This is a genomic window from Photobacterium toruni (genome assembly GCF_024529955.1).
GTDB lineage: Bacteria > Pseudomonadota > Gammaproteobacteria > Enterobacterales > Vibrionaceae > Photobacterium > Photobacterium toruni.
On record NZ_AP024855.1, the window covers coordinates 393,844 to 418,346 of the forward strand.

Genomic DNA, 24,503 nt, shown 5'->3' on the forward strand with positions numbered 1-24,503 from the left:
ATTCTATTTATTGTTGGTCTGCAAATCGCTCTCGTAATAACGTTACCATTGCGCGCGTTTTTTTAGGTAAGAAACGCCGCGATGGGTACACAACAGTCATCATAATATCGGAATAATTAGCATCTGTTAACACTTGTACTAACTTACCTTGCTGCAAAGATTCTTGCATTAAAATGTTAGGGAGTAACGCTATTCCTTGTCCTAAAATAGCCATTTGTTGAATGATATTAATATCTTCAGACACTAATCGTAATCGTGTTCCCTCTTGTAGCAGTGTGGAATTATAACGACTTGCTAATAACCAATGTTGCGGCAATTCAGCGGTTGATTGAGGTTCCGCATGCTGTTTTAAATACTCAGGTGAAGCAAATAAACCATTACTGGAAGTCAAAAATGTTTGCTGCACATAATCTGAATTAATAATTTCAGCCATATTAGGTAATAACTGTAAATCAATATTTTCTCTTTCTAAATCAACACTTTTTTGTAAGTACAATAATTCTATTCGAACCAATGGAAACTGATTAGCATAATTATCTAACACTTCTGCAAATATCGATGATGCAATAAACGATGCGGTTGCAGCTAACCGTAAAACACCTTGAAAACTATTTTGCTGGCTTTCAAGTAAGTTAACTGCGTGGTTTACTTCCGTTAATGGCTGATTAATATGTTGATATAATAAACGTCCATTTTCAGTTAATTCTATATGTCGTGTTGTACGAATCAATAACTGACAATGAAGTGCTTTTTCTAACTCTTGTAAACGACGACTAATTTTTGAACGTTGCAATCCATGTGCTGTTGCTGCGGCACTTATTCCACCATGACGTACTGTTAGCATAAATAAATACAAATCATCCATTGATGCTTTCATTAAGCTCTTCCTCATTGTTCTATATTTAACGCATAAGTGTGACATTTGTCGCAGTATTCAATCAAGCCAATTATTTTTATACTCGTCAACTTGATTATGATCACTGGAATATTTCATGCCTAATTCTCACACTACTTTTCAACGTTGGATGCGATGCCTAATTGTTATTTTTATTTTACTCATGGCCTATATCGTTATTGCTGACAGGTATGTACCACTAACCAGTGAAAGTCGAGTACAAGGGTACGTCGTACAAATTGCACCTGAAGTATCAGGAACAATCACACACGTTGATATTAAAAATAATCAGTCTGTCGTTAAAGGTGAATTACTGTTTAGTATTGATGACCAAAAATACCGTCTCGCGGTAGATAAAGCGCAAGTCGCTTTAGAACAAGCACATCAACAAGAACAAGCTCTGTATGCTCAAGCCAGTGTCGCTCAAGCTAATATTGCCACCAGCCAAGCTAATTATAATAATGCACATAATGACTTTAACCGAATAAGTAAATTAGCTAAAAAGAAACTGGTTTCAGTATCAATGCGTGATAATGCCTATACTAAAAATCAAACAACTCAAGCTAATTTAGCCGCAGCTAAGCAACAGGCAATTGTTATCCAAACCCAATTAGGGGCTAAATACGGTCAAAGCACTATCGTCCTCGCCGCTAAAAATGCCCTTGCACAAGCCAAGCTTAATCTAGCGCATACCAAGGTCATTGCCCCCTCTAATGGCGTGATCACCAACCTACAAGTTGATGTCGGTACAATGGCAAACACTAATCAACCAATATTGACCTTTATTCCAACCGATTCTATGTGGGTCGCAGCCGATTTCAGAGAAAAATCAATCGCAAACTTTCATTCTAAGTCAAAGGCTTATGTTGCTTATGATGCTTTACCCGGTCAAGTATTCCCATTAACTATTAATAATCGTGATTTTGGTGTTGCTGCTGCACAACAAGTAGCAAATGGGCATCTAACAACCATTGAAACCAGTAACCGTTGGGTGCGAGATGCACAGCGAGTGCGCGTCAATTTCATCAGCCAACAGCTCTTACCTCCGCAATTATTTGTGGGTTCACGCGCAACCGTTGTTGTCTATCCACAAAACAGTTCGCTATGGCAATTATTAGCAAAAATAGAAATCCATTTAGCCAGCGTGCTGCATTATATTTACTAATGTCAACAATAAGTTAAAGCGATTAATTATTAATATTCGGAGTTATAACTTATGAAAACTATGCGCCTTTGGTTTGGTTGTGTCGTAGGCTTAGCTGTCAGTATGATCTTTGGGTGGTCGTATGGTTTTTTTATTGCCTTATTACCCATTAATATCATGATGAATTCAGATCGTTGGCACTGGAATAGCTATGTCCAATTAGTGGTTGGAGTGGTATGGGTTACACTTGAAGTCAGTTTTATTCATGGTTTTTTTCAGTCATCACCCTTGCTGTTAACCATTATAGTCGGCATATTCTTCCTTGAAAAATGTGTTGCGATGAGCCACAAAAGTAGTTATTTGTTTGGCTTTATCGGGCTACTTGTTGGCTCGATTGCGCTTAACTTTGCCAGTTACAGTAATTTTGATTTAGAAGACTTTTCAATAACGTTATGGTGTAGTGCGATTGTGACAGTGCCTATCTGTGCGCTAGCTTATTATTTATTCCCTGAACCGAATACTGAGCCAAGTGCTGACGCGATCAGTGATACCACCAACAATGTGCAACGTTACGATCATATTGGCATGATAAGACAAACCGCACTAGGTTGGATCATCGCGATGCTTGCGTTTTTGGTGTTTCAATTTGGCGATCTAAATGATTCATTATCGGCGCAAGCATCCATATTAATCGTACTTTCACCAATGACATTAATTGGATCACTCGCTGCATCAAAGATACGTATTATAGGAACATTTCTAGGGTGTTTAGCGGGGTTATTTATTCAAATAGGACTCTATTCATGGGCTGATAATGGAGTGCTATTTATTCTGGCTTATGCGATTGCTGCAGGATTTTTTTGCTCTTGGCTTGCTCTTGGTACTATCAAATCTAGCATTGCTTTTTCGGCAATGTCAGCATTAACGGTTCCTCTAACAACATCCCTTATTCCCGATCAAAAAGATGCGGTATTCGCTATTTTTTATCGCTTTAGTTCGATTCTTATTGCTGTCATTTTAACGTCAATGATGATTTGGATTATTCATCACTTTCTAGTGCGGGTAATCAAATCACCCAATGAACATTTTAGTCACGGCTAAGATTTGTTGAAACAACCATAACTTGATATTGGCTCTTTTTATATCTGCAGTGGATAAATTTGAGCTAGCCATTCGAGCTAGCTCAATGTTGGACAGGAATCATTTAGAGTATTAGCCGCATTCCTGCTGGTAGTTATTAGCAAAAGTAATGGGATACTTCAGCATCGCCACCCAACGTTCCATCAATATTTGCTTATATTAGGTGGTTTAGATTTGTCCAGCATTTCAGATAAGTGTCGGCTACACGACACTTATTCTTCTCTGTGTTATGCCACTATTCTAATATCAGTTGATATGCATCAACACACAAAAATTGGAATGCTATACCATTTTTAGCTTCATAAAACGCTATTTCAAAAGGTATGAATCATGAGCCACAACATTGAAGGAAATTGGAAAGCTGGTTGGGCATTAGATTTACACACAACAAGTAGTATCAGGCTTGATGATGGCTCATTTCAAAATACATATTCTAATGTTGGTAAGGCACTCAATCGCCTAAAGTACTCAGGGGAAGAAGAAAATATCGAGTATCTTGTAGCTGAGCTTGTTGCTTTTTTGAGAACTCGTCTAGTAACTCCTTATATTGAAGTCATTGTTCCAGCTCCAGCCTCCAAACAACGAGACTTGCAACCTGTTTATGCAATTGCGCAAGCAGTTGCTGAAACTTTAGGTATCAAGTACGACCAAAACTATATCGAAAAAGTAAAAAATACCGCTGAGTTAAAATCCATTGAAGATGCGAATGAAAGACAGCAAATATTGAATGGTGCATTTAAAGTAGACTTGCGTTACGCATCAGATAAGGTACTGATTATTGATGACTTATTTCGTTCAGGTTCTACTCTTAATGAATTGACCAAAACAATGTACAATCAAGGGAATGTAGACAACGTATATGTTGTGACTTTGACTAAAACAAGAGTACATAGATAATGGATAATGTTTTCTTTTCTGGGTCAATCAGTATCAATACTTTGCCTGAGCGAATAAAGCAAAGCCTTGATGCAATAAAAAGCGAAGGGAAATATCGAATTTTGGTCGGTGATGCAAATGGATTCGACTCTCTTTTACAAAAGTATTGCGCAAAAATCGGTTTAACCGATGTTACTGTATATACAATTAGCGAAGTACCACGAAACCATGAAGCAGCCTTTGATGTAAAACATGTCAAAGTTCCAGATGGCATTCGAGGAGGAAGACAACGCCAAACATTCAAAGATGAAAAAATGACTCTTGACTCAAACATTAGCTATGTAGTTTGGGATGAGAAAAGCAAAGGTTCTTACTCAAATATAATTAGAGCTTTTAATAAGGATAAGAAAGTAAGAGTCTTTTCTGCTAAAAACGACGCTCCGATAAATAATATTGATATCGATAGCATTAATAAGATCTACTTCAATTCAAATGGACTTGTGGCGAAAGATCTATTAGATGAGTTGTTTAAGAAGGGAGTTAAAGAGTTTGATAACGTAAGACAACTATACTCTTACCTCTTGAACAATAACTATATCGAAAAGCTAGATTTGTCATCTAACGTATATAGAACTCTAAACACAGAATATGCACTTGATAACTTCTATCGAGGAAGACATAGCGGAGTGAAGTTTAAATATGAGCTAGTACAGGCTCTCGTGAACAAGTTTCAGGATAAAAGTAAAGTTGGCACCTATGGTGGAATACGAGGGTAATTGTGGCATAACAGAATATTAATAAACATTCTTGTTTTATGTGTAAAAATACACTCATAAGATACCTTTGTCATAATCGGTACCATCTTTATATATTATGAGCTTGGTGGCGATTTTTACACCCAATGCTTTTTGAGAGGATGTAGAAAGTAATATATGTATTTAATCAATCTTAAATACATATAGAAAATTAAAATCACCTATTTTTCATTATAACTGTTTATATATACAGTTAATAAAACTAATCCAAAATCACGTCAATACAATATGAATGAGTATTTGCTCTGAATGATAAAGGGGCAATTATGAGTTAGCTTAATAGCTAACTCACTTATGATCACCAAGCGATTCTGTCGTACCTTAACTACCAAGCGACTTTAAATCCCAAAATTGATCAAACCTTTTTGTATCTGGATCATTTTTATTGTGATCGATCAATCTATATTGTCAGGTGACAGCTAACCGAGAATATTGAGATAGTGGCAAGAGTCAGCACGGTGATTAAAGGCCAGATAAAACAAAACCGCCATGCTCGGCGGTTTTATTAGCGATAGCACGGCGGTTATTAATCAATGAAGGTTTCAAAAGGTAAATTGAAATACTCACTGAAGCCTTTTGCTTGAGCTAAATTAATAGCTCTTTTTCCATTTAAAATATCGCTGATCACGCTTTGAGGCGCGATATGTTTTAAATCAGATTGTTTAAGCTCCTTAATATCCATCAAGCCCTTTAGCATTTCTACAGCGGGAACTTTAGGCATAATTAAATGGTTCGTTTCAAATTCTTCGATGCGGTCTGAAATTGCATGGACATAAACCATACAAACATCAGTTTCAGAGGTCGCCATATCCATTAGCTCATCCATTAATTCAGCGCGTTCTAGCACTTCCGCTTCAGTTTCAATTGGTTTCGTTGAATAGTTAAATAAAATTAGGGCATTCTGTGCGTAGTCACTTAGGACATCTGACATTGCCTCAAACATGCCGCTTAGATTTGCGGTGTTCAATCCAACATTTTCATGGTGTTTAATCATAACTGCTCCAAAATATACGGAGGTGATTACTTAATATGACTTTTAATCCATTTGTCATAATCTGCATGAGATAAAATCTCACGAATAAAAATCTTACTGCGAGTACTATCAATACGAGCCAAAATGCGACAGTCGTTCTTATGAACGTCAAAAATGTAAAGGTCGTAATTGTTACCGTTAAAAGCCGTTTCACCTACTTTACGTGCAGGGACACGATCAACATTCCAGCCACTTTGTGTACGCCAAAGCGCTTTAATTTGAGCAAAAGATTCAAACTTTAAGCCTGTTCGATTGAATGTCTGTTGCCAGAGAGTCAACCCAACCCGCCACTGTGGGTACATCAACATTGCCTGTTTAATTCGAGTTGTAGTGATGATCCGCACGCATATTAACCCTTTGCTATGAATTTTAGGTCAGATTATCGCAAAGTGCGATATATAGCAATATGCGATATGGTTTATTTTCAGAAGTGAGATGCAACAGGAAAGAAAAAAGCAGCTATCAGCTAAGATAAATCGAATACTAATGCTATTGCTCCGTTAAATTAAATGTAATGATTTAATTTATGTGGTAACTACTGCACATAAATATAACAATAAAAAACATGTAAGTAACTTTCTTACACTCAGTCTTAATGCATAGTGATGAACCTACAAAATTATCAACTTATATAGTTGTATCAATAAAGATTACAAATAAACTCTTTAAACGCAAAAAGCCTCCACTGCGGGAGGCTTGGTATTATATAAATAATCGTTAACATATTCTTTTAAGGCATAATTGTAACGAAAACTCATTTCCATACACCTTATGCTTACTTTTTACTCAAAATAATATAATAACATTATAAATCATAAGCTTATTTATAATATTTTAAGCTAAATCATCTTTAGTGACACTCACACCTTTGATTTGAGCAAAGACCTGATCACCGACTTTAAGTGCTAATTCATCTGCCGCCCATGCAGTAATATTAGCCCATAAATGGGTTTCGCCAATACGCAGTTTTACTTCCACACGCTCTTTGTCAGCATAATGAATTTTATCTATCCTAGCTGCAAGTATATTACGAATACTGCTTGTTTGAGGATAATGACGCGCAATTGATACATCATTAGAAAAAATACGCACACGGATCCATTCCCCTCGCTGATGAGGCAGCTGTGTTACCCACAATGACGCATCATGACTCAACATCACTTGCGTTAATGCATAACGAGGATGATTAATATTCACGCGCGCACTTAATAACGAACTCTGCTCTTTTACTGGCAACCACGGTCGCATTTCAGGAGAACTCCAAACAGAATTCACATGTCCAGAAATCAACACCTTGCCTTGGTTTAGCATCACCATTGAATCCGCTAAGCGTAAGATTTCATCTAAACTGTGGGTCACATAAATAATCGGCGTATTAACTTCTTTGGCCAGTTTTTCCAAATAAGGCATCAATTCTTGTTTACGTGGCATATCTAACGACGCTAAAGGCTCATCCATTAGTAACATATCTGGCTTAGTCAATAATGCTCGCCCTATTGCTACTCGTTGCTTTTCACCGCCAGATAACGAAGCGGGATAGCGTTGTAATAATGGCTCAATACCTAATAGATTAACCACATCATCAAAATGTTGTTGGTCAGTCTTCTTAACACCATAATTTAAATTGCCTTTAACGGTATAATGCGGAAACAAGCGTGCATCTTGAAAAACATAACCAATATTACGTTTATCAGCACTTAATGCGACACCTTGTTGGCTATTAAATAAAACGCGCTCACCAAGCTGGATATAACCATCATCAGGGTGACTTAACCCACTAAGTACATTCACTAATGAAGTTTTTCCTGCACCAGAACGACCAAAAATAGCGGTAATTCCCTGCATAGGCACATCAAGATCAATCGCTAAAGCGAGATCACCTAATTGTTGAGTAAAGCACATTTTCAATCGTTTTTGCGCAGCTTTAGTGCTCATTATGCTGCCCCCAATCGTTTTCTCGCCACACGGGTTAACCATTCAGAAGCAAATAATGATAATAATGCGATCACAATAGCGACAATACACAATCGTGCCGCTTCACTTTCAGCGCCAGGCGTTTCAATAAAAGAGTACATAGCCAATGGAATGGTTTGAGTTTGACCCGGAATGTTAGACACAAACGTAATAGTCGCACCAAATTCACCCAGCGCACGAGCAAAAGCGAGAATAGTACCAGTAAGAATACCGGGGATCATTAACGGTAAAGTAATGGTAATAAATACTCGAACTGATGATGCACCTAAAGTACGCGCAGCCTGTTCAAGTTTTTTATCTACGCCTTCCAACGCTAATCGAATTGACCGCACCATTAATGGAAATGACACCACAGCGACAGCTAAGGCTGCTCCACGCCAACTAAAACTAAAGGTAAAACCAAACCATTCATATAACCACTTTCCAACTAAACCTTGGCGTCCCATCGTTATTAACAATAAATACCCAATAACCACGGGAGGAAGCACTAACGGTAAATGAATCAATCCATCTAATAATGATTTACCCCAAAATTGACGTCGAGCCAATAACCACGCACACCCAATTCCCAATGGTAAACTGAAGATCACTGCCACACTGGCAATTTTCAAACTTAAAAATAACGCTTCTAATTCATATTCAGTTAGCACTAACAACAATCCTGTAAAACTTTTACTCGTTATAGCAACAGCATAGATAATCATTCACTGGTCGTCAGCAACGATTTAACCGCTATGCTTTTATTCGCTGTTTTTAACCATAATACCGAATAAAACATAAAAGGTACTAAGCTTTCACTCAGTACCTTCGGCTTAATCTATTTATTGATTATTTATATACGGTGTATTTAACAAACTACGACTTTGTTACCGAATCAAAACCATAAGATTTAAAAATCGCAGCTGCTTGAGGTTGTTGTAAATACTGATAAAAGCCTTGTGCGGCAGGAGTAACATTACCTTTCACTAGTGCCATTGGGTACACGATAGGTTTATGTGAATCCGCTGGGAATTGGTAGACTGTTTTAACTTTTTTAGAAATTTCAGCATCCGTTTTATAAACAATACCTAACTGAGCTTCACCACGCTCAACGAGCACTAATGCTGAACGAACATTATTTGCGCTAGCTAATAGCGGTTGTGCTTGTTTCCATAACCCTAAAAATTCTAATGCTTGTTTCGCATAAATACCAGCAGGCACATAATTAGGATCACCTACCGCTAAACGAGTGCCATCTAATGCTTTGGCTAAGTTCCAACTCGCGTTTACTTCAATTTTATTTTGTGGATAAGCCAAAGGAGCAACCATCACTAAGCTATTCTTAACGATGTCTTTACGAGTATTAGCCGCTATTGCTCCCTGCTTTTCAGCATAATCCATCCATTTTTCATTTGCTGATAAATAAATATTAGCGGGTGCACCTTGGCTTACCTGACGCGCTAACGCTGATGACGATGCAAATGATAATGTTGTTTCCACGCCTGTTTTTTGTTGATACTTAGCAGCAATAGCATTGAGTGCATTCGTAAGTGACGATGCTGCAAATACCGTCACTTTTTCAGCTGCTAAAGCGGGTTGCGCAAACAAAGATAATACAGCAGCAGTGATAACAGCAGATTTTAAAGACATAACAGACTCCATAATATTTCGATATATAGTAATGTATATATCGAGAATTACCAAGAATAAATTTAACCTAATTATAAAAGTTCATCATACAGCCATGAGATAACCACTTTGTAGAATTTCACAAAATAAGTTTCTTAATATTAGATAAATATATCGATAGATAAGAGGAATATAATGACGCTATTGTCCACTTTCTACATATTATAAAAAGGTATTCTATGAAAATTCTTATTCATGTTAACCAAGCTGAACGTTGGGAAATTGCATTAAATAACGTTAAAAATATTATCGCAATGGATAATACAGCAATAGTTGAACTCGCATTAAATGGTGAGGCACCAGCCCTCGTTACCAACGTAAAACTAGCTCAAAATAAACAGACTGAAATTATTGAACGTTTGATTCAAAGCGACGTTATTATTACCGTTTGTCAACACTCACTAGATAGCCTTGCAATTCATGCAGATCAACTGGCTACTGGTGTTAAAATCGTTGCCGCAGGCGCTTATGAAATCGCACTCCGCCAACAGCAAGGATTTGGCTATCTTAAACCTTAGCATCTAGTATCATAGTAAAAAGCAAGTAATGTGAAATGTGACTAGATCAATCCACATCAAAGCAATCGATTTCTATTTTAAAAATTGAGCAATTTTATGCCATTTATGGCGTAAATCTACAGCCTCAACAAGATCTTGATCACAAATGGAGGTAATCTATAAAATAGTTATTTTCATTCATTTATTGCACTGTATTATCGGCGAAAATCCATCGTTTCGGTAATACACCATGTTTAAAAAAACGTTACTTGCTGTTTCTCTAGCTGCAACTTCGCTTATTAGCACATCAGCTTATGCAATTGAAAATGTTGATTTATTGATAAAAAATGCGACAGTGCTTACCATGGATCAAGACAAAACTGTGTTTGATAATGGTTTAATCGCAGTAAAAGGTAATAAAATTTATGCCGTTACTGATGGTACGAATCTAAGTGAATACAAAGCAATTAAAACCATTGATGCTGATGGTGATATTGTTATGCCAGGTCTTATTAATTCTCATACTCACGCATCAATGACTGTTTTTCGCTCTATGGCTGATGATGTGCCAGATCGATTACACCGTTATATTTTCCCGCTAGAAAAAAAACTGGTTTCGCGTGACATGGTGCGTATCGGTGCACAGCTTGGCAACGTAGAAATGCTTAAAGGTGGTGTAACAACTTATGCTGATATGTATTACTTTGAAGATGAAGTAGCTAAAACTGTTGATCAGATTGGTATGCGCGCTATTTTGGGAGAAACCATCATTCAGTTTCCTGTAGCGAGCGCTAAAACACCAGAAGATGGTATTAAATACACACTTAATTTTATTGAACAATATAAAGACCACCCACGCATTACCCCTGCATTTGCACCTCATGGTCCTTACACAAACTCAACTGAAACGCTACAAACTATCGCTAAGCTATCATTAAAACATGACGTGCCAGTAATGATGCACCTTGCTGAATCTGATCGTGAGCGTGAAGTAATTGCTAAACGTTCTGGCGGTCTATCTCCAATTAAATACATGGAATCAATTGGTGCACTAAATTCTAACTTCTTAGCTGCCCACGTTATTGATGCAAATGACGAAGATATCGCTATTTTGAAAAAGCATGATGTTGGTGTTGCTCATAACATGAGTGCTAATATCAAATCAGCTAAAGGTGTCGCACCTGCATTAAAAATGTTTAATGACGGATTGCGCATTGGTCTTGGTACTGATGGTCCTATGTCGGGTAATACATTAAGTACCATTGATGAATTTAACCAAGTAGCGAAAGTACACAAATTAGTCAATAAAGATCGCGCAGCAATGCCTCCAATCAATGTGATTGAAATGGCAACCATTGGCGCGGCACGTGCGTTACACATGGAAGATAAAATTGGTTCTTTAGAAGTTGGTAAACTGGCGGATATTATTGTGATTGATACGAAAGCACCCAATATGATTCCAGTTTATAACCCATACTCTGCATTAGTATATTCAGCGTATGCAACCAATGTTAAGCACTCTGTGGTTGACGGTAAATTGCTAATGGAAGATCGTAACATTCTCACGGTTAATGAAAAAACAGTACGCGATGAAGCACTAAAGTTTGCTGATGTCGTTCGTAAAACCGTGGTCGAAAGCGGCGAAATCGTACAATAGCTCTGATATAGATCTGTTATTTAAGAAAAGAGTGCCCAGCACTCTTTTCTATCTTCACTAACACCACCACAGTCACATCACTCACTCTGATGCAATTCTAGCAACACCTCTAATTGTTGGCTGCACAACGGCGATCATTTTACGCATATTTTCATATTTAATATCTTCAATCACAAATCCAGCATCAATGATCAATTGTTCAGTATTTCTATTTAGATGACAATTATCAGCAATTCGACGCCAAATAAAATTCAGCCGCTGCTGCCAATGATAACAACTAGAATCAGGATCGGCGGCAACATGTTCTAAAAAAATAAATCGCCCTGTCGGCTTAAGTACCCGTTTAATTTCTTGTAATGACGCGGCAACATCTTTCACTGAACAGCAAACTAATGACACGAAGACATAATCAAAAAAATCATCATCACTATCAATCTTCTCTGTTGAGCAAGATAAAACGGTCACTTTACTATTAGCTTTACTATTCGCTTGTGACTGTAATTTCTGCTCTAACTGCATTCGCATATGCTGATCTGGTTCTGATAAATAAAGCGCTAACGATGATTTTTGAGGATAAAGACCAAGACTTGCACCTGTTCCCGCCCCAATTTCCAATACATTGCCCTCTACATTTTCAAGCAACGTGCGTCGCCATTCAACCAAACAAGCTTCTTCAGTGTATTTCATTACATTGTCGTAAAATAAAGCGGTAAAAAAAGACATTTAAACGCTCCAAAATAATAAGTCGTCACCATAACATTTTCAAAGTAACAATCAGAGTTTTTAACGAATCTTTATGGTTAACAATAAAATAAAAGTACTAAAACGTAATAACTTGCTAATGATTAGCCACACAGATAATATTAACAATAGTCATCCGCAGTCATGTGAAATTAAATGAGTATTAAGCAAAGAATAACCAGCGCTTACCGTTATATTGAACCGAATTTATTTTTTATCGGGCTGTTTGGTAGTATAGGTTTTCCTGCTTATTATTTGATCTGGGCTTATGTATTCCCTCAGCCCTATGAGAATTTACCCTTACGCTTAATATGCGCATTACTCTTTGTACCTTTTGCTCTTAAATCTTACATGCCGAGCTTCTTTTCTCGTTATAAAGAGAAACATTTCGTATTTAGTATCTGTTTTTGTTTACCTTTTTTCTTCTGTTATATGATGATACGTAATGAATGGTCAGTTGAGTGGATAATGTCTTTTATGGCTGCCATTTTTTTATCCATCATTATTATCTATGACTGGCTAGTTATTCTTATCTTTACCACAATAGCCGCGAGCAGTGCCGCCCTACTCGGTTATATAACAATGGGAAATATTGGAATTGGTTTTCATTCTTCATATCTTATTGTATTCAGTTTTTCTTATTTTACGGGGATTTGCTTTAATTACCGCAACCGTATAGAAATTGAAAGTAAGCAATTGTTTTCACGATCATTTAGTGGCGGTATCGCTCATGAAATGCGTAATCCTCTTAGTGCGTTATATGCTGCTCAAGAAGTATTATTAGAACTGCTTCCTGAAAATGTAACCGCAGATCCTCAACAACATCGCCTGATCTCTAATGCGGAAATACATAAATTACGAACGATTATTAAAGATAATATTTCAATCATCAACAATGGTCATAGCACAATAAATCTCTTATTAAGTTCAATTGATAGTCAAAAAATATCACCACAATCGTTCTATAATCTTTCTGTTTTTGATGTAATTCGCAACGCACTTAATGTCTATGGCTATCAACAAAAAAGTGATAAAGCGTTAGTGTTTTTTCAAATAAATAAAGATAATACTTTTTTTGGTAATGAAATTTTACTACGTTATGTTTTCTTTAATTTATTAAAAAATTCTTTTTACTACAAAGAAAAAACAAATTTTAAAATTATTATTTCTGTTTATAGTAAAAAAAATGAAACTGTGATAAGCATAAAAGATTACGGTAAAGGTATACCATCATCATCACTTAAAAACATTTTTACTGAATATTATACTTCAGGAAAAGAAAACAATACGGGGCTAGGCTTATCTTTCTGTAAAAAGGTAATTAATGCTTTTTCTGGAACAATTGAATGCTATTCAACTGAAAATATATCAACAACGTTTATTATTCGATTACCTATTATCACATCATCGATAGTCGAAAAAATGCAATATGATCTTATGAGTACTAAAAAAATATTACTCTTAGGTAATAATCGTAAAATTATAACTGATATAAATCATCTCGCCTTTTTTTATAATTTTACATTTAACAATCAAAAAATATCTTCTTATAATCTTATAAATAATGACAAAAACAATTATGATTATATCATCCTTGATATTAGTGATATCGACAGTGAATTATTAGTTAAAATATATAATCATATCGCTACTACGGCTATAAAAATCCTCTTTATTCAACGCCAACAAAATGATCAAAAGATCACACTATCAAAAATACATAAACCATACTTATTAAATTACCAATCTATAGACACATTACAAAAAAAATTAATAGCCCAAATTTTTACGCCAAGAGTATCAGCTAATTCTTTACTACAAACCGTTTATTCAAATAAAGCTAAAATCATGATTGTTGATGATAATATTTCATTACGATTATATTCTGGTATATTATTAAAAAACGCAGGTTATGATGTTATCGAAGCTGATAATGGACAAACAGCTCTCGATTATTTACAAGAAACAGCCGTTGATCTTATTTTAATGGATTCACAAATGCCAATCATGTCAGGCATAGATGCAACTAAAGAAATAAGAACTAACAATAAATATAAAGCACATCAGTACATACCTATTATTTGTTATTCTGGTTCATTAGATGACGCTCATAAAAAACAATTAATGAGCGTTGGTGTTAATGATTTTCTTTTAAAACCTTCATCTAAATCAACATTGTTAGATATTGTCAATAAATGGTTGGAATAATGCCTTCTAATAAAGAGTAGGCAATATATACCTACTCTTTAACTATTACTTAATGATAATATTTATAAAAAAGTTACTTCATATTTATTACAGAACACGCATGTAAAATAATATCAATTTCTTGATCTGTTATTTCACTATTAACAGAAAAACGAATAAGATTTTTATTTTTGGGTGTTGCTGGCGCACAAAAAACAGAACCAAAAACATTCATATCCTCTAAATGATCCCGTATTATTTCTGTATTTGTGGCATTGCCTGTTTCAAGAGCAATTATTTGTGATCGACTTTGAATCTTAAATCCAAGTTGAATTAATCCATCACGTAATTTATCAGTTTGCGCTACCAGTCGTGAACGGCGCTCATCACTATCTTTAATCACATTTAATGTTGCCTCTAATACTGCAATTTCATGAGGTAATAGCGCAGAACTAAAGATAGCAGGACGTGCGACAAACGGTAATGCTTGCCCAATTTTATTACTACACAATATTGCCCCTGCACGATAAGCAAATGCTTTAGCCAAACTCACGGTTATAAAATCAACATCATCTGTTAAACCTAATTGAGCAACCAGCCCTGCACCTTGCGGTCCATGAGTACCTAAAGAATGAGATTCATCAACTAAAATAGCACAGCCATAATGTTTAGCGAGCGCAACAATATCAGTCAATGGTGCCACTGTTCCTAATGTACTATAAACAGAATCAACTAAAATAAGCCCAGGGCCATTACGTTTTATTAGTTTTTCCAAATGCCGAATATTATTATGCAAAAAACTATGAATCTGAGCTTCTGCAACTCGAGCACCTTCCCATAAAGACATATGAGCAAAAAAATCAATATAAACAGGCGTATTAACAGGCAAAATTGTTTGGATTAAGCCCACATTCGCCGCCCAACCTGATTGTGATAATATACAATGCTCAAAGCCGAGATAATCAGCAAGTTGATGTTCAAATGAATGATCGTCTTCTTTATGTAAAAATATTGCAGACATGACAATATCTTTTTTATTATTACTCAAAGCCTCTATGTGTATATTTCGAATATATTCATGATTTGATATAGCAAGATAATCATTACTCTGTAATAAAACTCCATTTACCGTTGGTTTTTTTCCTAAAACTAAATGTTGTTGATTTTTCCTTGGATAAATTAATTCTTCTAGATGAAATTCAATTTTTTTTTATAAACTCAGGTAATGGTTTAGATAAATCAGGCTTATTCATGGATATTTCCCTTTTAATTAAAGATCGTATTATTTATAAAATTATAAATAACGATGATATCTTATTATCAAATAAAAAATACACAACCTATAATTCTGCTCGCATTTATAACTGAGTAATATATCTAATTGCTCTATTCTAAAAATTAATATTATGAGAGACTGTATTACAAAATAATTATACTGAGAATATGATGAAATATAATGCCGCAATATTTGATATGGATGGATTATTACTTGATACCGAACAAGTGTGCATGACCGCATTTAAACAGACATGTACTGAAATGAATATTCCCTTCAAACAAGATATCTATCTCTCGATCATTGGGTGTAATCAAGCGGGTATTAAGCCGATTATTGAACAAGGCTATGGTGAATTATTAGATTATAGTGTATTTCATCCACAGTGGATGCAGCACTACCTTGCAGTGGTTGAGCACCAAGCAATTCCTGTTAAGCCTGGCGTTATCGCATTATTGGAGTGGTTACAGTCAAAAAATATTACGATGGTTGTGGCAACCTCTACTCACAAAGCACTCGCACAAAAAAAACTTCATCTCGCAGGGCTGTCGACATACTTCTCACATATCACCGGTGGTGATGAAGTTACTCATGGTAAGCCAAATCCAGAAATATACCTTCTCGCAGCACAACGTCTAAATATCAGCCCCACTCATTGTATTGCTTTTGAAGATTCTAATAATGGTGTAAAAGCTGCGGTATCTGCCAACATAACCACACTACAGATCATCGATTTAGTTGAACCAGACGCTGATACTCGCGCTTTAGGGCATTCTATCTTTAATACTATGGATGAAGCGTTAACGTTTTTAAACACTCAGCAATAAACTATAGCGGTATTGAATCTCACATCAAAACCGTTATCGTTTGGCATAGCGTTATAATAATCAATAAAAAAGCCCACAAGCGATTAACTTGTGGGCTTTTTTTTAGGTGGATTATTTTACTTCACTGCATTCGCTATTTGGGTTGTTAGCTCACCAACAGCTGTTGATAACGCTTCAACTTGAGCGTTATAACCGTCTTTAACTAATGGCACAGTAAATTCAAACGGATGCACAGTTTGCAAATTACCATTTCCGCCAATGATCATCCACTCACCAGCAACCTTAGCAACCCCCGTATAGACCCCATTAAATTGGTTAATACGTACCTGCAAACTAGGAATTCCGGTTGTTGATAGCGTTGGTGTTAATTGTGTTGCCCATAACTGATGTTGCTTTTGACGTAAATCATGAGTGATCCTACGAGTTAGCTGTTTAGCTAATGCCTCACCCCATAAGTTTTGTTGGGCTTCCACTATTTCTGTGGCTGACGTTTGATAAACTAAGCCAGTACCTGATAAATGAGCAGCAACTTCAACCGGACGCACAATCAATAATGGCTGATTATTGACATGTGACACCATTAACGTCTTACCTGCGGGTAGCAAGAAGGTATTGATTCCTTCAGGCGCACTACTACAACCCGTTACGGCTAAAGTAGCTGCCGCGATAATTAACCATTTTTTCATTATTAACGACCTCCAACAGGTACAGGATCTTTTGTTTGCTCATCGCCAAACACAAGAGAATTTGGTTTTTCATTTATTTGACGTAGCACTGGTTGAAGTTCAGTCATCACGGCTTCAAAACGTGTTAATGCACCTTCAAGATTCTGATATGGCACAGCATTCGGACCGAAACCACTAAGCGTTGTTTGAATCTGTTTTAGACTCGCACGTATATCACCAGGCAATGCTTGTGTATCTTTTTGCTTTAATAAGCGATCCAAATCATTGATCGTCGTTTGCATCGTTGCCATTGTTTTTTCAGATGCTTTTAACGTTGCTGTCATTGAGTTTAAAGTATCTTCAACCGGCAGTTTATTAAATTTCGTTAATAAGTTTGTTACCTGCTTCTGTACTTCAGCTAAATCACCCGCTTTCGTTGGGAAAATATCATAACCATCATATTCCAATGCTTTAATTGGCTTTTCACCTTTATAAACATCGGTACCAACATACAACGCACCAGTAAGTAAATTACCTGTTTTCAATGTTGCGCGTAGGCCTCTTTTAAATTCTTTTTCAAGATTGGCATGTAATGACGCTAAAGTACCTTCATCGGTATGATCATACACACGACCAAGATCAATTCTTACTAATACTGGAATCTGCTTGCTGGTAAAACCTTCTTGACTCGTCGGTAAGCGTAGTGGCACTTTTTGTACCGTACCGATTTGAATACCGCGATATTCAATGGGAGCCCCAGCGGTTAAACCACGAATAGATTCACTAAATAGCATTACAAAATCAAGATGCTGTTCAAACATCTTTTCATGAACTTCAGTCATATTATCATACAGACGATAATATGATTTTTGCTTTAATTGCAATGAACCTTGATCATCAGTCGGCGTAGAAAATGCTACTCCACCTGTAATTAATGATTCTAACGAGCCAATTTTAACATCAAAACCTTCAGTACCCACTTTAACTTGGACGCCAGATGTTAAGATAAAATTACTGCTGGTACGTACTAAGCGGTCATAAGGTTCAAAAATAAACAATTGATAATTAGCACGTTTACTATTGATATCAAAACTTACTTTTTCAACACGTCCAACAGTAAAACCATCATAAAGCACCGGATCGCCTACGCCTAATTTACCAGCTTGACGACTGGTTAAAATAATCCGCAATCCTTTTGCATCAGCAGGTGCAACAGGCGGTACATCTAATGCAACGAAATGATGCTTATCTTTTTTACCTTCGCCAGGCTGCATTTCAATGTATGAACCAGAAAGTAGTGTATCTAAGCCTGACACGCCACCTTTACCAATACGTGGCTTAACGACCCAAAATAGTGTGTCGTTTTTAATCATACGTGCAGTATCACTATCCATTTGAGCTGTCACTGTAATGTAACTATAGTCTTCACTTAATTGGACTTTTGTTACCACACCGACTTTCACGTTTAACGATTTAATCGCGGTTTTACCCACTTCAATACCTGACGCATTGGGCAATCGAATGGTAATAATAGGCCCTTGGCTATTTAAATATTGAATTAACATCCAAATACCAATACCTAACGCAACCAATGGCACAATCCATATTGGTGATACTTGTTTCAAACGCTGTACTTTAGCCTCTGTCGGCTGGTTATCACTCATAATCTGCTTTCTCATTTATGTACACTAGGCACTACTGAATTAGATTCAGTAGCATCTAACTCTGAATCTTGTTGATACGACTTGTCTTTAGATATCCAAAATACCCGTGGATCAAAACTCATCGCTGATAACATCGTAAATATCACCACTGTTGCAAAGCATAATGCCGCAGGGCCTGGTGAAATTGCCATTACATTTTGTAACTGAACTAAAGCCACCAAAATAGCAACAACGAAAATATCAACCATAGACCAACGACCAATAAATTCGGCTAAACGATATAATTTCAAACGCTTAATTGCTATATGAGTAGAACTACTTGCTTGTTTTCTAGCACTAAAATATAGCCCTGCTAAGGTAAACATTTTAGCCATCGGAATAAAGATACTAGCAATGAAAATAACTAACGCTATTGGCCATGATCCCATCTTCCAAAGTAAAATGGCACCGCCTAAAATCGTAGATCCTTCTGTTTGACCTAAACTCACGGTATACATCATTGGATATAAGTTAGCGGGAATATATAAAACGATAGAAGCAAATAAATAAGCCCAAGCATATTGTAATGAATGATTAACATTAAAAATATGTAATCGACTATCACAACGTAAACAACGTGCATGATGGGTTGTTGGCATTGGGTTTATTTGATTACAAACATGACACCCAACATGGTTATTATCCATATGCGTGTCACCATCATGAACCCCTGCAACAGGTACCATGGCAAAAAACTGATCCCACAACCACGTTCTGTCAACTAATGAAACACATTTAACAACTAATACACTGTAAATACAAAATGCCCAAAACGAATTCCCTAAGCCAATGTGTGCTAGTGCAGATATTTTAACAAGGCTCACTAATACGCCAATTAAAAACACATCAACCATTAACCATGGCTGGATTTTAAACAATACTCGACATAAAAATTTAAGCCAACTACGTGCATGAATCACATGTCCAATATTCTTTACTTTATGGGCACAATAATAAAGATAAAGCACTAATACTATATATGCTGCTGGAAACACAATAACGGTTGTCATTAATAAAACCGCTAAGACACTATTTTCAAAATGCTGTAATGTTTCAACCGCATTTAATAGTGTAATTTGATGACCCATCCCATTGACAGTAAAAGATAAAAATGGAAATGAAAGACTTAGTGTTAGCATAATCAAACACGCTATACCATAAGCAACAGGACGTTGAAAAGGTAAACTAACAGCTTTTATTAAAGTATGACCACAACGAGGACAAGTCGCTTTCTCACCTTCATTTAAATTTGGGATATCAACGACTAACCCACATTCTTCACACGCAATCATCATCGATTGTTGCACGTCAACCGCCTTTGGTGTGAGTTTACTTTGTTTACTCAACGTACATTACCTATGATAAATAAATCTGATAGTATAGTTTACTAACATGTTAAAAATCATTTTCAAAAAATAGACAAACGGTAGCAATCTCCATCGCTAACCACCCTAAGTAACGTTATTAAAAACACTAATAATATATTAAATATCAAAACGTTAAGAAATTTATTTATATAATTATTCCTAAGCAACATTTGATATACCTCAATAGTCATTATGACTAAGGATTATCTCTTATATTATTTGATTTTGAACAGTATACATTATAACAGTATTCTTGTTGAATTCGGTATTACATTTAACAACAGTGCATTTAATTTTGCTCTTCGACAAACAGTAGAATCAAGATACTTAAATACAGAATAACCAACAAATAAAACGTCATTTTTTACACAAAAACACCTCATCATGCCTAAATCTTCTATTTTTAATTACAAAAATAATTAATTGTTACAAATAAAGGATATTCTTCAGTATTTCAAAAACAGTAAAATAGTCTTCATTATGCATAATCGCATGTTTTTAATAGAAAGACGCCACAGTATGAACATTAGCTATAGTATTAGAAAAAAAATAACCCAGTACATTTTGCTATGTCTAAGCTTATTAATCATATTCAATATCGTATATTGGTCCTACGACCAATATAGAAGCATTAATAACCTGCTTGCAAGGAATAGAGTTGTAACCGAAAATAATATTGCAACTATTATCAGTAAAAATACAAACTTACTCACTGCGATTTCTAATGATGATATCGTTAAAAATTCTTCATTATTACTATCACAACGAATTGAGTTTATTCGCCCTTACCAAGAAGCTTTTAATATCGAAATATTGGGTATTAGCGATATTAATGGTAATGCTGCCACAACATACAGCAATAATATAGAAAATATAAACTATCGTAGTTATTTCAAACAAGCCATACAACAACAAAAATTGATTATAAGTAACTTAATCCACTCTCCTATTTCTAATAGTTATATTTATATCCTATGTAAACCATTTACTAACTCAGTCAATGATGGAATCATTTTTGCATCCGTATCATACGCTGAAATAAAAAATGCACTCGGTTACCAAGAAAATACGAGTATTAAAAATAATATTTTAAATGATTGCATTACTGACAAAAACAATTGTAGAAATATAAACACACTTAATAGTAATAAACTTTATTATTCATTAGATAATGATCAAATATCGCTTAATATCATAAATAAAAAAACATTCAGCTATCATACTATTAATAATAACAATCAACTCGAACTCTTAACACTACGTCCTTTAAAAAATACACCATGGTATTTAGTATCAACGTTTAATTATAACCAATATCTAAATGAACGATTTATCTTTGTTATTATTAATATTTTAATATCAATAATGACGTCAGTGGCTATTGGTTATTATTTAATGAAAAAAATCGCTGTGATCACATCACCCATCGACACCTTTATTCGAGAAAGTGCATTTATTGTACCGATGCAATCTGAATCAAAAAATGACAACATCAATATAAATCATCACTTTAAAAATATTATTGATACAACTAAAGACGGTGTCTATTGCTCTCGAACAGATTTACTTAACCGTAAATATTTCATTCAACATGCAAATATTATGATTCAAAACTCTCATAAAAATTTGGCTCTCCTTTTTATTGATCTTGATAACCTTAAAACTATCAATGATACTTTAGGTCACTTTTATGGTGATGATGTTATAAGTATGTTTGCTCAACATGTGAAATCATTTTTTAACCAACCGGCTGATTTAATTGGTCGATTCGGAGGTGATGAGTTCATTGTACTAACAAACAATTTTTATAATAAAAAAGATCTCATTAATCAATTAGAAAAACTAGTTAAACAATTAAATGGTTCTGTCAGTAATGGCGATATAACAATTCTATTTTCAGCCTCTATTGGTGTTGCTATCACTAATAATCAAACACAAAATATCGAACAATTAATCAATAATGCAGATCAAGCTGTTTATGACAGTAAGAAAAAAGGCAAAAATTGCTATAGCTTTTATGTTGCCCATTAATATTATAATCAATAAAAAAGCCCTTAATACTCTTTCAACTAGAGTATTAGGGGCTTTTATCAAACTATTCTGCTTTAATCTTGTTGTACTTCAGGAATTGGAAATAAGCGATCATAAGCAATGTTATAAACATATGCGTAAATAAGATAAAAAAGCACCATACCAATATCAAGTACAAAAGCTTCCCACAATGAAACTTTTAGCGCCCAAGATAAAATAGGAATAGTAACTACAAGAAGTCCTGCTTCAAATCCAATACTATGAATAATGCGGATAATAGCCGTTTTCGTAGCGGTTTTATAACGACGATAAAGCATTCGATCAAACCATATATTATAAACATAGTTCCAACCGGTCGCTAAAACTGAAAAAGCAATTCCAACAACACCAACATGACTACCATCAAATCCGAACTGACTTAATACACCCACCAATAAAATTAAGCCAATAATTTCAAAACAAATCGCATGGCGAATACGATCCAACCGCGTTCTCATTAAAAATTTCCTCAGTACATTTATTTTTATAATAAATAGCTCTTATGCACATACTATAAATGTTTTTTTGCTATTAACAAGCTAGAACCCATCCGAAAAACGGATAGAATAGCTATTTGTCTAACAACTCAGAAGCTTTATAGCATCGGTGAGCCGTAGCAATTGTTGAGGCCAACATCTTTGAGTCCATTGATTGTTGTAACGCTTTTTTATCTGCTTTTAATTGCATAACTTGCTGACGTAATTGATCTATAACCAATTGAGAATCATGCTGTTTTTTTACTTTATCTTCTAATTTTTGAAATAAATCTTCGACATCAACAGTATTACTTTCTGTATTTTTATTTGATCCTGTCAATGCTTGTTGTCGTTGTGTTGCCTCTGCAGCAAGCTGTTTTACAAATGATCCCATTTCATCAGCAGATCCAACCAAGCGATTAAAGATCAGTAAAAATGAACAAATTTCTGCATCTGTAGAAAAATTAGGATAACGTATTTTATGATCGATCTCTGTCCACGCTTCTTCAAAAATAGTTCTTACCTGTACTTCCGTAAAAATACACCGCTGTTGTAACTCAGAACCAAAGACATAATGTAGCGATCGATATCCTGCAGGGTGGATTTTTACTTTAATGTCTTCAGGCAATTCAGCAGAAACTTCATCATCTCCATTTCTTACATAATAAACAGGTGGCTCTTCATACTGCCACTTACCCATTAGATAGTCATGAATAGCTAATCCATCATCTTTAAATAAATGTAATGCCCGTACACCAATAAGATCAGTAACAATAGCATCATAATTATATTGATTAATACCAAGATATTTAGCTTTAAATGTCACCGTATTAGGCTGTGTTTTTCTAACAATTTTTTCCATCAAATGCTGCGGTTTTTTCACTCGCCAGCGCACAGAATGTACATGAGAGCACTGCTGAATAATACGTGCATATGATTCTGCAGTGGCATTTAATGCTTCTGTACGTTGTTCATGACACAAACCAATTGCTTTTAATGTCGCCCACGTAATCTGGCTAGCTTGCCACTGTTGTTGACTAATTCGATTTTGGCGTAGAAATTCATCTTCAGTCAAAAAAGCAATACTCATTTTAGCTCTCTTATTAATAAATAATATTTACATCTAAATATTAACGATCAATTAAATATTACATCGCTTATTATTTTAATATCGAACATAAATTATGCTTTTTACATATGTATTTCAACCTAATACAATTTTTAAAATGGTAACAAAGTTACCACTAATAATATTAATGCTTTAATGAATAACTGGATCGAATAACCTGCTGGTAATACTCGTCAATTGAGGTTGCTAATGAGAAATGATAAAAAGCATATAACGATACATTCGCATAAACTTCATACTCATCACGCTGACTAAAATCAATATATAAACAGTCATTAGTTACATCATGACCTATTTTTTTTATTAAATCGGAACTCACTATCACCCAATCAATCATTCATATTCACCGACTATTCATTGAAT

The 24,503-nt window shown here is 35.2% G+C and carries 22 protein-coding genes and 1 pseudogene; 9 read left to right on the forward strand and 14 right to left on the reverse strand.

Annotation, left to right across the window (positions count from 1 at the left end; all coding sequences use genetic code 11):
* Positions 1–7: 7 nt before the first annotated feature.
* On the reverse strand, positions 8–877 hold the full coding sequence (locus tag OC457_RS16050) for a LysR family transcriptional regulator (RefSeq protein WP_080175641.1): 870 nt from the start codon (positions 875–877) through the stop codon (positions 8–10).
* A gap of 115 nt (positions 878–992) precedes the next feature.
* On the opposite strand from OC457_RS16050, the gene OC457_RS16055 reads away from it, so the two are divergent.
* From OC457_RS16055 to OC457_RS16070, 4 genes are all read left to right on the forward strand, one after another.
* Positions 993–2,060 (forward strand): HlyD family secretion protein, encoded by a 1,068-nt coding sequence (locus OC457_RS16055; protein ID WP_080175640.1) that lies wholly within the window; start codon positions 993–995, stop codon positions 2,058–2,060.
* Between the two features lie 51 nt (positions 2,061–2,111).
* Positions 2,112–3,140, forward strand: coding sequence for a DUF2955 domain-containing protein (locus tag OC457_RS16060; protein ID WP_080175639.1), 1,029 nt, complete (start codon positions 2,112–2,114; stop codon positions 3,138–3,140).
* Between the two features lie 369 nt (positions 3,141–3,509).
* Positions 3,510–4,076 carry a ComF family protein gene (locus OC457_RS16065; protein ID WP_080175638.1) on the forward strand — a complete coding sequence of 189 codons (567 nt, stop codon included), beginning with the start codon at positions 3,510–3,512 and terminating at the stop codon, positions 4,074–4,076.
* The gene (locus OC457_RS16070; protein WP_080175637.1) at positions 4,076–4,831 is read left to right on the forward strand and encodes a hypothetical protein; all 756 of its coding nucleotides are present in this window, start codon (positions 4,076–4,078) and stop codon (positions 4,829–4,831) included. Before OC457_RS16065 ends, OC457_RS16070 begins: the two co-directional genes overlap by 1 nt.
* A gap of 565 nt (positions 4,832–5,396) precedes the next feature.
* On the opposite strand, the gene OC457_RS16075 is transcribed toward OC457_RS16070, so the two are convergent.
* The 5 genes from OC457_RS16075 to modA form a co-directional block, all read right to left on the reverse strand.
* The gene (locus tag OC457_RS16075; RefSeq protein ID WP_096777858.1) at positions 5,397–5,864 is read right to left on the reverse strand and encodes a helix-turn-helix domain-containing protein; all 468 of its coding nucleotides are present in this window, start codon (positions 5,862–5,864) and stop codon (positions 5,397–5,399) included.
* A gap of 26 nt (positions 5,865–5,890) precedes the next feature.
* Positions 5,891–6,247 (reverse strand): type II toxin-antitoxin system HigB family toxin, encoded by a 357-nt coding sequence (locus OC457_RS16080; RefSeq protein ID WP_080175636.1) that lies wholly within the window; start codon positions 6,245–6,247, stop codon positions 5,891–5,893.
* A 490-nt stretch (positions 6,248–6,737) separates the two neighbouring features.
* On the reverse strand, positions 6,738–7,838 hold the full coding sequence (modC, locus tag OC457_RS16085) for a molybdenum ABC transporter ATP-binding protein ModC (protein WP_080175635.1): 1,101 nt from the start codon (positions 7,836–7,838) through the stop codon (positions 6,738–6,740).
* Positions 7,838–8,527, reverse strand: a complete 690-nt coding sequence (gene modB / locus OC457_RS16090; RefSeq protein WP_080175665.1) for a molybdate ABC transporter permease subunit — start codon at positions 8,525–8,527, stop codon at positions 7,838–7,840. Before modB ends, modC begins: the two co-directional genes overlap by 1 nt.
* Before the next feature lie 205 nt (positions 8,528–8,732).
* Complete coding sequence (gene modA, locus OC457_RS16095; protein WP_080175634.1) at positions 8,733–9,506, reverse strand: molybdate ABC transporter substrate-binding protein; 774 nt, start codon at positions 9,504–9,506, stop codon at positions 8,733–8,735.
* A 218-nt stretch (positions 9,507–9,724) separates the two neighbouring features.
* Between modA and OC457_RS16100 the strand changes: the two genes are divergently transcribed.
* Together OC457_RS16100 and OC457_RS16105 are read left to right on the forward strand one after the other, a co-directional pair.
* Positions 9,725–10,063 (forward strand): DsrE family protein, encoded by a 339-nt coding sequence (locus tag OC457_RS16100; protein WP_080175633.1) that lies wholly within the window; start codon positions 9,725–9,727, stop codon positions 10,061–10,063.
* Between the two features lie 229 nt (positions 10,064–10,292).
* Positions 10,293–11,699 carry an amidohydrolase gene (locus tag OC457_RS16105; protein ID WP_080175632.1) on the forward strand — a complete coding sequence of 469 codons (1,407 nt, stop codon included), beginning with the start codon at positions 10,293–10,295 and terminating at the stop codon, positions 11,697–11,699.
* Between the two features lie 81 nt (positions 11,700–11,780).
* Here the strand turns inward: OC457_RS16105 and OC457_RS16110 are convergent, their stop codons facing one another.
* Positions 11,781–12,422, reverse strand: a complete 642-nt coding sequence (locus tag OC457_RS16110) for a class I SAM-dependent methyltransferase (RefSeq protein WP_080175631.1) — start codon at positions 12,420–12,422, stop codon at positions 11,781–11,783.
* Between the two features lie 174 nt (positions 12,423–12,596).
* On the opposite strand from OC457_RS16110, the gene OC457_RS16115 reads away from it, so the two are divergent.
* Positions 12,597–14,648, forward strand: a complete 2,052-nt coding sequence (locus tag OC457_RS16115) for an ATP-binding response regulator (protein WP_080175630.1) — start codon at positions 12,597–12,599, stop codon at positions 14,646–14,648.
* Positions 14,649–14,721: 73 nt separating this feature from the next.
* Here OC457_RS16115 and cqsA read toward each other — a convergent pair.
* Positions 14,722–15,880 (reverse strand): annotated as a pseudogene (gene cqsA / locus OC457_RS16120) (alpha-hydroxyketone-type quorum-sensing autoinducer synthase).
* A gap of 193 nt (positions 15,881–16,073) precedes the next feature.
* Here cqsA and OC457_RS16125 point away from each other — a divergent pair.
* On the forward strand, positions 16,074–16,730 hold the full coding sequence (locus OC457_RS16125) for an HAD family hydrolase (protein ID WP_080175629.1): 657 nt from the start codon (positions 16,074–16,076) through the stop codon (positions 16,728–16,730).
* Between the two features lie 116 nt (positions 16,731–16,846).
* On the opposite strand, the gene OC457_RS16130 is transcribed toward OC457_RS16125, so the two are convergent.
* From OC457_RS16130 to OC457_RS16140, 3 genes are read right to left on the reverse strand one after another with little or no spacing between them, the layout of a single operon-like run.
* Entirely contained in the window at positions 16,847–17,416 is a 570-nt protein-coding gene (locus OC457_RS16130; protein WP_080175628.1) for a PqiC family protein, read from the reverse strand.
* Between the two features lie 2 nt (positions 17,417–17,418).
* Entirely contained in the window at positions 17,419–19,059 is a 1,641-nt protein-coding gene (gene pqiB, locus OC457_RS16135; protein WP_080175627.1) for an intermembrane transport protein PqiB, read from the reverse strand.
* Between the two features lie 11 nt (positions 19,060–19,070).
* On the reverse strand, positions 19,071–20,393 hold the full coding sequence (locus OC457_RS16140; protein WP_080175664.1) for a paraquat-inducible protein A: 1,323 nt from the start codon (positions 20,391–20,393) through the stop codon (positions 19,071–19,073).
* Positions 20,394–20,957: 564 nt separating this feature from the next.
* Here OC457_RS16140 and OC457_RS16145 point away from each other — a divergent pair.
* On the forward strand, positions 20,958–22,496 hold the full coding sequence (locus tag OC457_RS16145; RefSeq protein ID WP_262054085.1) for a diguanylate cyclase domain-containing protein: 1,539 nt from the start codon (positions 20,958–20,960) through the stop codon (positions 22,494–22,496).
* Positions 22,497–22,570: 74 nt separating this feature from the next.
* Here OC457_RS16145 and OC457_RS16150 read toward each other — a convergent pair whose 3' ends face one another.
* The 3 genes from OC457_RS16150 to OC457_RS16160 all read right to left on the reverse strand — a co-directional run bounded on the left by OC457_RS16150 (position 22,571) and on the right by OC457_RS16160 (position 24,477).
* Entirely contained in the window at positions 22,571–22,993 is a 423-nt protein-coding gene (locus tag OC457_RS16150) for a PACE efflux transporter (protein ID WP_080175625.1), read from the reverse strand.
* A gap of 112 nt (positions 22,994–23,105) precedes the next feature.
* On the reverse strand, positions 23,106–24,101 hold the full coding sequence (locus OC457_RS16155) for a RelA/SpoT domain-containing protein (protein WP_080175624.1): 996 nt from the start codon (positions 24,099–24,101) through the stop codon (positions 23,106–23,108).
* Between the two features lie 163 nt (positions 24,102–24,264).
* On the reverse strand, positions 24,265–24,477 hold the full coding sequence (locus tag OC457_RS16160; protein WP_080175623.1) for a KTSC domain-containing protein: 213 nt from the start codon (positions 24,475–24,477) through the stop codon (positions 24,265–24,267).
* Between the last annotated feature and the right edge of the window lie 26 nt (positions 24,478–24,503).

Coding starts and splice junctions, on each gene's coding strand:
- OC457_RS16125 (WP_080175629.1), top strand. CDS start 16,074: ATGAAATATAATGCCGCAATATTTGATATGGATGGATTATTACTTGAT.
- pqiB (WP_080175627.1), bottom strand. CDS start 19,059: ATGAGTGATAACCAGCCGACAGAGGCTAAAGTACAGCGTTTGAAACAA.
- OC457_RS16075 (WP_096777858.1), bottom strand. CDS start 5,864: ATGATTAAACACCATGAAAATGTTGGATTGAACACCGCAAATCTAAGC.
- OC457_RS16140 (WP_080175664.1), bottom strand. CDS start 20,393: ATGATGATTGCGTGTGAAGAATGTGGGTTAGTCGTTGATATCCCAAAT.
- OC457_RS16160 (WP_080175623.1), bottom strand. CDS start 24,477: ATGATTGATTGGGTGATAGTGAGTTCCGATTTAATAAAAAAAATAGGT.
- OC457_RS16155 (WP_080175624.1), bottom strand. CDS start 24,101: ATGAGTATTGCTTTTTTGACTGAAGATGAATTTCTACGCCAAAATCGA.
- OC457_RS16060 (WP_080175639.1), top strand. CDS start 2,112: ATGAAAACTATGCGCCTTTGGTTTGGTTGTGTCGTAGGCTTAGCTGTC.
- OC457_RS16100 (WP_080175633.1), top strand. CDS start 9,725: ATGAAAATTCTTATTCATGTTAACCAAGCTGAACGTTGGGAAATTGCA.
- OC457_RS16130 (WP_080175628.1), bottom strand. CDS start 17,416: ATGAAAAAATGGTTAATTATCGCGGCAGCTACTTTAGCCGTAACGGGT.
- OC457_RS16115 (WP_080175630.1), top strand. CDS start 12,597: ATGAGTATTAAGCAAAGAATAACCAGCGCTTACCGTTATATTGAACCG.
- modC (WP_080175635.1), bottom strand. CDS start 7,838: ATGAGCACTAAAGCTGCGCAAAAACGATTGAAAATGTGCTTTACTCAA.
- modA (WP_080175634.1), bottom strand. CDS start 9,506: ATGTCTTTAAAATCTGCTGTTATCACTGCTGCTGTATTATCTTTGTTT.
- OC457_RS16110 (WP_080175631.1), bottom strand. CDS start 12,422: ATGTCTTTTTTTACCGCTTTATTTTACGACAATGTAATGAAATACACT.
- OC457_RS16105 (WP_080175632.1), top strand. CDS start 10,293: ATGTTTAAAAAAACGTTACTTGCTGTTTCTCTAGCTGCAACTTCGCTT.
- OC457_RS16050 (WP_080175641.1), bottom strand. CDS start 877: ATGAAAGCATCAATGGATGATTTGTATTTATTTATGCTAACAGTACGT.
- OC457_RS16055 (WP_080175640.1), top strand. CDS start 993: ATGCCTAATTCTCACACTACTTTTCAACGTTGGATGCGATGCCTAATT.
- OC457_RS16145 (WP_262054085.1), top strand. CDS start 20,958: ATGTTTTTAATAGAAAGACGCCACAGTATGAACATTAGCTATAGTATT.
- OC457_RS16070 (WP_080175637.1), top strand. CDS start 4,076: ATGGATAATGTTTTCTTTTCTGGGTCAATCAGTATCAATACTTTGCCT.
- OC457_RS16150 (WP_080175625.1), bottom strand. CDS start 22,993: ATGAGAACGCGGTTGGATCGTATTCGCCATGCGATTTGTTTTGAAATT.
- OC457_RS16065 (WP_080175638.1), top strand. CDS start 3,510: ATGAGCCACAACATTGAAGGAAATTGGAAAGCTGGTTGGGCATTAGAT.